General features: G+C 69.6%; 7 protein-coding genes and 4 pseudogenes. 9 read left to right on the top strand and 2 right to left on the bottom strand.

Annotation, left to right across the window (positions count from 1 at the left end; genetic code table 11):
• Positions 1-24: 24 nt before the first annotated feature.
• On the bottom strand, positions 25-231 hold the full coding sequence (locus RKE29_RS25215) for a hypothetical protein (RefSeq protein WP_312007927.1): 207 nt from the start codon (positions 229-231) through the stop codon (positions 25-27).
• Between the two features lie 175 nt (positions 232-406).
• Between RKE29_RS25215 and RKE29_RS25210 the strand changes: the two genes are divergently transcribed.
• The 9 genes and pseudogenes from RKE29_RS25210 to istB all read left to right on the top strand — a co-directional run bounded on the left by RKE29_RS25210 (position 407) and on the right by istB (position 7610).
• On the top strand, positions 407-676 hold the full coding sequence (locus tag RKE29_RS25210) for a hypothetical protein (protein WP_312007926.1): 270 nt from the start codon (positions 407-409) through the stop codon (positions 674-676).
• A gap of 46 nt (positions 677-722) precedes the next feature.
• A complete protein-coding gene (locus tag RKE29_RS25205; RefSeq protein ID WP_312007925.1) occupies positions 723-1109 on the top strand; it encodes a DUF3307 domain-containing protein in 387 nt (128 codons plus the stop codon).
• Between the two features lie 245 nt (positions 1110-1354).
• Positions 1355-1867: a helix-turn-helix transcriptional regulator gene (locus RKE29_RS25200; protein WP_312007924.1), complete on the top strand. Its 513-nt coding sequence runs from the start codon at positions 1355-1357 to the stop codon at positions 1865-1867.
• A gap of 222 nt (positions 1868-2089) precedes the next feature.
• Positions 2090-2374 (top strand): annotated as a pseudogene (locus RKE29_RS25195) (transposase); the annotation flags it as partial.
• 41 nt (positions 2375-2415) lie between these two features.
• Positions 2416-2640: an IS3 family transposase gene (locus RKE29_RS25190; RefSeq protein WP_312007923.1), complete on the top strand. Its 225-nt coding sequence runs from the start codon at positions 2416-2418 to the stop codon at positions 2638-2640.
• Positions 2641-3100: 460 nt separating this feature from the next.
• Positions 3101-3487 (top strand): annotated as a pseudogene (locus RKE29_RS25185) (IS21 family transposase); the annotation flags it as partial.
• Between the two features lie 609 nt (positions 3488-4096).
• Positions 4097-5551 carry a group II intron reverse transcriptase/maturase gene (gene ltrA, locus RKE29_RS25180; RefSeq protein WP_312007922.1) on the top strand — a complete coding sequence of 485 codons (1455 nt, stop codon included), beginning with the start codon at positions 4097-4099 and terminating at the stop codon, positions 5549-5551.
• Positions 5552-5670: 119 nt separating this feature from the next.
• Positions 5671-6819: pseudogene (locus tag RKE29_RS25175) on the top strand (IS21 family transposase); the annotation flags it as partial.
• Entirely contained in the window at positions 6819-7610 is a 792-nt protein-coding gene (gene istB, locus RKE29_RS25170) for an IS21-like element helper ATPase IstB (RefSeq protein ID WP_312007920.1), read from the top strand. The pseudogene RKE29_RS25175 and the gene istB, both read left to right, overlap by 1 nt.
• Before the next feature lie 476 nt (positions 7611-8086).
• On the opposite strand, the pseudogene RKE29_RS25165 reads toward istB, so the two are convergent.
• Positions 8087-8550: pseudogene (locus RKE29_RS25165) on the bottom strand (IS5 family transposase); the annotation flags it as partial.
• Between the last annotated feature and the right edge of the window lie 38 nt (positions 8551-8588).

Genomic DNA, 8588 nt, shown 5'->3' with positions numbered 1-8588 from the left:
AGACTCCACCAAACTCAGAGCAGCTCAGCCGACGGGACGTACACGCACCTGGCACAGCGGGTCCTGGCCAAGCTGCGGCGCCTGCCGGACCAGGACGACGACGGCGTCCGGGCCGTAGCGCGGTCGGTGCTCGCCGGCCGACCGCCCGGCGGCGTAGGCGGTGCGGACGCGCTGACGGACCGGCTTGGCGGGTACATGGTGTACCTGCTCCCGCGAGGAGCGCTCGAACACCGATTACCTGTGCGCGGCGATCGACTAGCTGGACAGCTGGCCAGGGCGCCCGCAGGCCGGTGCGGCCGCCGCGGAAGCCGCGTTCGTCCTGGCCCTGCACGCGGACTCCGACGCGGCGCTGCGCCGGGAGGCGTGCGGCCTGGTCGCTCGGGCGGCCGAGCGCGGGGAGGCGCCGATGCGGCACTACGCCTGCCTGTTGGACGCCTGCTGCGTGGCGGCCGCCGAGTCTCAGGTGTTCGGCACCGCCTACACCGTCCGCAACGGCTTCGCCGTGCTCGCCCCGGTACGGGACCCCGACAAGCTGAACGCCCGCGGGCCCGCGCCAGACTGCCACCCCGCTCCCGCGTCGAGTTGGAGGCTGCCGCGCCCGGCGCTGCCGTGCGCCTCCCAGCCGGTGCCGCCACACGCTGACGGGCACCCGCTCGGGCTCGTGCTTGCTTGCTGAGCCCCCGTTCGTCCTCGCTTTTCCGTCTCTTGAACGAAAGGGCCTCGTGGACATCTTGCTGGCTCATCTGGTCGGCGATTTCGTGCTGCAGTCGGCGTGGATGGCGGAGGAGAAGATCAAGCGCTGGTTGCCGGCGGTCCTGCACGGGCTGCTGTACGGACTGCCCTTCCTGTTCCTCACCCGGTCGCCGGTCGCGCTGGCGCTGATCGCCGGGACGCACATCGTGCTCGACCGCTACCGGGCCGCGCGGTACCTGGTCTGGTTGCGCAACCTCCTCGCCCCGGCAGGGCGGCGCCCGGCGTGGGCGGAGGCGCGCACGAACTACGGCTCGCCGCTGAACATTTCCCGGGGCCTGGCGCGGGCGCTGCTCATCGTCACGGACAACACCGTGCACCTGTCGATCAACTTCGCGGCCCTGGCGTGGTGGGGATGACGACCAGTCCTCGGCCGCCGGCCGATCGCACGACCGCCCGCTTCCCGGTGGGGGACGGCTGGCACGGCGCGGCCCCTGTCCGTGCCACAGCCTCCCACCGGGACAGGCGGCGGCCTCCCTGCGCGCCGCCGCCGACCGGCTCCCGGCAACACACCCGGCCGGGAGCCGGACCACCCCCTCACCCGCCCCGCGCCGCTACGACACCCAGCAACCGGCAACCGGCCCACGACCCGGAGGAGGACAGCGTGACGGCCCACGAGGCCACCGGGACGGCCGCGGCCCCGCTCTCGGAACGCCAGCGGGAGGTGCTCGTACTGGTCGCCCAGGGCCACACCCCGGCCGAGGCCGCCGCCGCGCTGGGCCTGTCGACCAACACCGTCTACAGCTACCTCCGCGTCAGCGGCGGGAAGCTCGGCGTCCCGGAGCGGCCGGGCCTGGTGCACGCCGCGTACACCACCGGGCAGCTCCTCCCGCCGCCTCGCGACGACCGAGACTGTCCGCAGATCCCCGCACGACAACTGACGCTCTTGGACCTTCTCGCGGACGGGGCGCAGGTCCGCCAGGCAGCGGCCCGGCTGCGCATCTCCGCACGCCGCACGCGCCGTGAGATCGACGCCCTGTGCGCCGTGCTGGACGCCCGCACCGCCGTGCACGCCGTCACCCGCGGCTGGCAGCTCGGCCTCCTGGGCACACCCCGCCACACGCGCGGCGCCGCGACACCGGGCGCGAACACCGGGACGGAGACGTCATGCCGTTGACGGACGTGACGCCCCCCTCCGGGTGGCGGGTCTGGCCGCGCCGCGCGCTCGGCTCGCTCGCGCTGCTGCACGACCAGCAGGAGCGCGTGGTCCTGGTCGAACCCGCCTACGGCCCGCAGACGGCCGGGACCCGGGCGCCGGACCGCCGGCCGGGGATGGCCGACCGGTCGCGCGGCGCAGGCGGGCGCCCGCTGAAGCTCGTGGGCGGCGCGATCGAGGCCGGTGAGCCCGAACCGGCTGTGGGTCACCGACCTGACCATGGTTCCCACCGGCGAGGGGCCGCTGTGGCTGTCGGCCATCCGCGATGCCTTCTCCCGCCGGGTGGTGGCCTGGGAGACCCCCGCCCGCGCCGATGCCGGCCTGGTCCTGACCACGCTGGAATACGCCCTCGCCTTTCGAGAGGTCGCCCCCGGCACGCTCGTCCATCACGCCGACCACGGCTGCCAGTACACATCCATCAAGCTCACCACACGCCTGATGCGGGCGGGAATCGCGGCATCCATAGGGTCCGTGGGCGACTCGTACGACAACGCGCTCGCGGAGAACCTGTGGATGCTGATCAAAACCGAGGGCATCCGCAGCCGCACCTTCGCCACCGGGCCGAGGCGAACCTCGCGCTCTTCGAGTACATCGACGGCTTCTACAACCCCCGCCGCATCCAAAAACGCCTCGGCTACCTCAGCCCCATCGAGTACGAGGAGAAGCACTGCGCCAACCAGGCAACAACCGAACCAGTGAACCTCAAACCCCGCAAACCCGCCCTGACCAGCTAATCACCGCCTCCCACACAACGGGGGAAGCTCAAGGCGCTGCGGCGCTCCTCTACGCGGGCGTTCCATTCCTCAACCCGAGATGCTTCCTGCTGGTTCCGCTCCTCGTGTCGGGCGCGGGCCGCGTTCAGCCTCTCGACACGCTCCTTCTCGTCACGAGCGTGGCCCCGGAGCGCCCTGTCGAAACGAGCACGGGCGGCTTCGACCTCAGCGTCGTATCCCTTGGCCTTCCGACCGAAGCCGAGAGCGCCGAGGAACCCTCGCGGCGACTCCGGCTCGTACTCCTCCCAACGAGGCAGGGGCGCCGCCTTGACCCAGCCTGCGGGCGGGACTGACGGCGGTCGTGAAATTCTCCACGTACGCGGTCATTTAGCGCCCCGCTCGCGGCAGCGGTTTTCCCCGCGTACGGCCAGATAGCTCCCCGCCTGCAAGATCCAGATCTCGCTCGGCAAGGGTCGAGCGGGTGAAGAACAGCAGGGAGATCATGGAGATCCTTGAGGCGTACGACCTCACAGGCAGTTACCGTGCCGCGGCCGAGCTGGCCGGGTGCGACCACCACACGGTGGCCCGGTATGTGAAGATGCGGGCCGCCGGACAGCACCCCGACCGGCGCCGTCACCGGGCCCGGGCGATCGACGACTATCTGCCGAAGATCGAGGAACTGGTGGTCCGTTCCCAGGGCAGGATCCGTGCGGATGTGGTGCACAAGAGGATCGTCGCGATGGGCTTCACGGGCGGGGAACGCACCACCCGCCGCACGGTCGCGGAGGCGAAGGCCCAGTTCAGGGCCGGGCGTCGCCGTGTCTATCGGCCTTGGGTGACCGAGCCGGGGCTCTGGCTCCAGTACGACGTGCGCCATGAGGCGCCGTGTTTCGAGGGAGGTGTGAGACCTTCTCGGTCGCCCTGTCGCAGCAGGGCGGCCTGAAGCTGAGGGCAGCCTGAACCGGGAGGTGCCGGGGAGGGCGGGAAGCAGCCCTGACAACGACGGGACGGGCCGGTACTGCCAGACGGCTCGGGTCCGGCTAGCGAGGCGGGTAGGTACAACGCGAGTGAACCAGTGGTCGACCTCCCGAAAGGAATGCCACCGGCTCCAACCTGGCGGATATGGGCCGGGATGCAGTACGCGTCGGCTGGTGTCGTACATGCCGACGACTCCGGCACCGGATGTCTCAGCCGGTGCCGGAGGCCACGGTGAAGGTCTGCGGCGTAATCGTGGCGACGCTGCCGGGAGAAAGCTGGGTGCCGCCCCCGCCGATCGAAACACGGTGAACATGGGAACCGCTGCATGGCCGACCAACCAGTCACGCAATCAGCGTGGTTGTGGGCAGGCTCACCGTCGGCTGACGGTCATGGAGCGGGGCGGAGCCTTCGTAGTAGTCCGAGGACGGGAAAGCCGTCCACACGGCGAAGGAAGGCAGCGAGTCCGCAGCGAGCGGACTGGAAGGGCAGGAGGCCGGTGGTGAATACCTCCGCACCGTCGCCGGACCCGGATGCGGTCTGGGGGCGGGTACTGAGTATCCAGCGCAAGCTGCACCGATGGGCGACCGAGAACCGGTCGCGCCGATTCGATGATCTGTTCAACCTCGTCTGCGACCCAGCGACGCTCCTGGCGGCATGGGGTCGAGTGCGGGGCAACAAGGGTGCCCGGACGGCCGGGGTCGACGGCCGGACCGTCAGCAAGATCGAAGGCGGTCAGGGCGTCGACGTCTACCTCGACGAGCTTCGGGCAGTACTCAAATCCGGTGAATTCCAGCCGGTCCCGGTCCGGGAGAGGCTCATCCCCAAGCGCAACGGCAAGATGCGCCGGCTGGGCATCCCGACCATCGCGGACCGGGTGGTGCAGGCGGCTCTGAAGATTGTCCTGGAGCCGATCTTCGAGGCGGACTTCGAGCCGTGTTCCTACGGCTTTCGTCCGAACCGGAGAGCGCACGACGCGATCGCCGAGATCCACTACTTCGCCACCCGCCGCTATGAGTGGGTACTGGAGGGGGACATCGAGGCGTGCTTCGACGAGATCGATCACACGGCCCTGATGGGCCGAGTGCGCGAACGCGTCGGGGACAAGCGTGTGCTGCGTCTGATCAAGGCGTTCTTGAAGGCCGGGATCCTCTCCGAGGACCAGGTCACCAGGGACACCCGCACCGGAACACCCCAGGGCGGCATCCTCTCGCCGCTGCTGGCCAACATCGCCCTGTCGGTCCTGGACGAGCGCTTCGCCCAGCTCTGGCAGACGACCGGCCGCACATGGGCAGCGAGGGACTGGCACCGGCGCCGCGGCGGAGCAACCTTCAGGTTGATCCGGTACGCGGACGACTTCGTGGTCATGATCAACGGCTCGCGGCATCACGCCGAGGAGCTGAAGAACGAGGTCGCAACGGTGCTGGAGGCGGTTGGCCTGCGATTGTCGCAGGCCAAGACCACCATCGCCCATATCGACGAGGGGTTCGACTTCCTCAGCTTCCGCATCCAGCGGCACCGCAAGAGGGGGACGGACAAGCAGTACGTCTACACCTATCCGAGCAAGCCGTCGATGCAGGCGGTGCTGCGGAAGGTCAAGGCGATCAGCCGACAGAACATCGGACACTCACTCGACGAACTGCTCATCCAGCTGAACTGGCTGATGAAGGGGTGGGCGAACTACTTCCGGCACTCAGCTGCCAAGGCGAGCCTGAACTACCTGGGCTACTACACGTGGCATCGGGTCTGGCGATGGATCCGCCGAAAGCACCGCCGAGTCCCCTGGAAGCAGCTCAAACGCCGCTACAAAGGCGATCAGGTCGGCCCGACCTGGTGGCCGGAGCAGGACGGGGTGCGGCTGTTCAACCCGGCGAAGGTGGAGATCGTCCGCTACCGATACCGGGGAGCACGCATTCCGAACCCGTGGAGCGAGAAGGCGCAACCGGCCACCGGATAGCCCATCGCACGGGCTCGTGGAGAGCCGGATGCCCGGCCAACGGGCACGTCCGGTTCGGAGGGAGGTCCGAGGAAACGGGCTGGTCGAAAGGCCAGTACCGCGCCTCGGGCCGACCCTACTTCGGCGACGGGCCGGTCATCCAGGGACGCAAGACCGTTCTGTGGTGCGCCTGGCTGGCCTGGTCTCGTTTCCGCGTGGTGATCCCGATCTGGGACAAGACGGTGCCGACGGTCACCTCGTGCCTGGACGCGACGTTCCGGCGGATCGGCGGGGTGCCGGTCTACGTGCTCACCGACAACGAGAAGACGGTCACCACCGGCCACGTCGCAGGGATCGCGGTCCGCAACCCCGAGATCGTCGAGGTCGCCAGGCACTACGGCACGACCATACGCACCTGCCTGCCGGCGGACCCGGAGACGAAGGGCGGCTCGGAGGCGACGGTGCGGATCGCGAAGGCCGACCTGGTCCCCAAGGACGTCAACCTGCGCGAGCACTACAAGACCTTCGGCGAGCTGGAGGCGGCCTGCCGGGCGTTCTGCGACGAGGTCAACTTCCGCATCCACCAGGCGACTCGGCGCAAGCCTGCCGAACGGCTCGCCGAGGAACAGCAGCGGCTGCACCCGCTGCCGAGGAGTCCGTTCACCGCCGCGTTCGGCACCACCCGGCGGGTGAACTGGGAATCCACGATCTCGGTCGAGGGGGTCCGCTACTCCGTCCCGCATGAGCTGATCGACAGCCGCGTCTGGGCCCGGTTCCACGGCGACGAACTGATCGTCACCGCCGTCGGCGACGACGGCTCGGCCCGCGAGGCCGCCCGCCACCGCCGGGGCCGCCCCGGCGCCCCGGTCCTGGACGACACCCACTACCCGCCGCGCGAGGACAAGAAGGCCGACCGCACCCCGAAGGCCACCTCGGCGCAGGAGGCCGCCTTCCTCGCGCTCGGTCCCGGGGCGGCGTCTTGGCTGGTCGAGGCAGGAGCGTCCGGGGTCCGCCGGGTCAAGGCGAAGATGGCCGAGGCCGTCGCTGTGTCCAAGCTCTACTCCGTGGCCGAGGTCGACCGGGCCCTGGGCACCGCCGCGGTCACCGGACGGTTCGCGGACAAGGACCTGCTGTCGATCCTCGACTACCAGGCCACCCGCGAGCACACCGACCCCGTCCGCCGCAGTGAGGAGCACTCCCTCCAGCCCGGCACCTCCGCCTGGTCGACCTTCGGCTTGCCCACCACGACCTCGGACGAATCCGAGTACGACGAAAGCGATCTCGCCTGATGGCCACCCCACTCCGCCCCGTTCCCGGCACCAACGGCGACCCGCTCGCCGAGGCCATCGAGCTGACCCGGCGGCTCAAACTCCCGCACCTGCGGCGGGTGCTGGCCGATCTGATCCCCACCGCGAAGGCCCAACGCTGGGACCCGGCCGAGGTCGTCCGCGTCCTGCTGGCCGAAGAAGCCGCCGGCCGTGACCGGGCCAACCTCCACACCCGCCGCAAGCGGGCCGGCTTCCCCACCGGCAAGACCTTCGGCGACTGGGACGAGGCCAAGTCCTCCATCCCCCGCCCCACCCAGGACGCCCTCAAAACCCTGGAATGGGTCGGCCGCCGGGAGAACTTCTGCATCTGCGGGCCCTCAGGCACGGGCAAGAGCCACTTCACCGAGGCCCTCGGCCAGACCGCGATCGAGGCCGGGCTGACCGTCTCCTGGTTCACCATCGAGGACCTCGGCGCCCTGGTCCGACGACACCGCGCGGACGACTCCATCGCCCGGGCCCTCGCGAGGATCATCCGCTCGGACCTGATCATCATCGACGACATCGGACTGCTGCCCGTCTCACCGGACGCCGCCGAGGGCTTCTACCGCCTGGTCGACGCGGCCTACGAACGACGCTCGATCGCGGTCTCCAGCAACCTCCACCCCTCCGGCTTCGACGAGATCATGCCCAAGACCCTGGCCACCGCGACCGTCGACCGGCTCATGCACCACGCTCACATCGCCGTCACCCAGGGTGACAGCTACCGGCTCACCCAAGCCACCAGCGGACAGGGAGTGAAGCCCTTCAGCTGACCCGACCAGCACGAAGGCGGGGAATCTATCTGGCCGTCACCGGGGAGGGCTCGGTGACCGTCAGTGGGGCGAACCCTTGGCCGCAGCCGGGGAGAATTACATGGCCGTTGACACGGGACGAAGACAGCGGGAGCGAACCCCTGTTTGAGACGGTCGAACGTCAGCGGGTGTCCGTCCAGCACTGCTGCGCGCAGAAGAGTCGAAAGCTGCTCGACATCGTTCTCGACCACATAGGTGCGGTCGACGGCCTCCTGAGCCCGCGCCGCTTCATGGGCGAACTTCGCCTCACGGGCCTTTCGTCTGGCTTCCGTCTCGGCAGCCTTTCGCGCCTTCTCGCGTTCCTTGGCCTGCCGCGCGAGCTCCCTGGCATAGAGATCGTTCCCGCCCGCCCCCGCTCCTGCTTGCCGCCGAGCCTCCGACCAGTGCATGATCCTCCGATCGAGCTTCCCGTAGTATCGCGTACCCCTCTGACAACGTCACGAGGCACTTGAGTAGATCTGTCGCTGGGAGATCAGGCAGCAGGCGAGTTTGAGGAAGGCTTCGTGGATGTCGGCGCGGCGTTCCCAGCGGGTGCGCAGGCGCCGGAAGCCGTGGAGCCAGGCGAAGGTGCGCTCGACCACCCAGCGATAGACGCCCAGTCCGCTGCCGTGGGATGCGGCCCGGCGGGCGATGGCCGGCAGAATCCGGCAGGTGCGGACCTGGCACCGGTAGATGTCGTGGTCGTAGCCGCGGTCGGCGAAGACCGACTACGGTCTGCGGCGGGGCCGACCCACCCCGTCCCGGACCGCGGAGACGGCATCCAGGAGAGGCAGGAGCTGGGTGACGTCGTTGCGGTTGCCGCCGGTGAGGATCACCGCCAGTGGGAGTCGTGCCCATCGGTGATCAGGTGGTGCTTCGATCCGGCCCGGCCCCGGTCGACCGGCGACGGGCCTGTCTCCTCCCTCCTTTTAGCCTCGGGCTTTCATGAAGGTGGCCGTC

The organism is Streptomyces sp. B1866, assembly GCF_031932565.1.
In the GTDB taxonomy this organism is placed as follows: domain Bacteria; phylum Actinomycetota; class Actinomycetes; order Streptomycetales; family Streptomycetaceae; genus Streptomyces.
This window is presented reverse-complemented; position numbering and strand designations above follow the sequence as displayed.

What these genes read in the sequence shown, in the direction of transcription:
- istB (WP_312007920.1), top strand. Translation starts at nt 6,819, where the DNA reads ATGGCCACCCCACTCCGCCCCGTTCCCGGCACCAACGGCGACCCGCTC.
- RKE29_RS25210 (WP_312007926.1), top strand. Translation starts at nt 407, where the DNA reads ATGCGGCACTACGCCTGCCTGTTGGACGCCTGCTGCGTGGCGGCCGCC.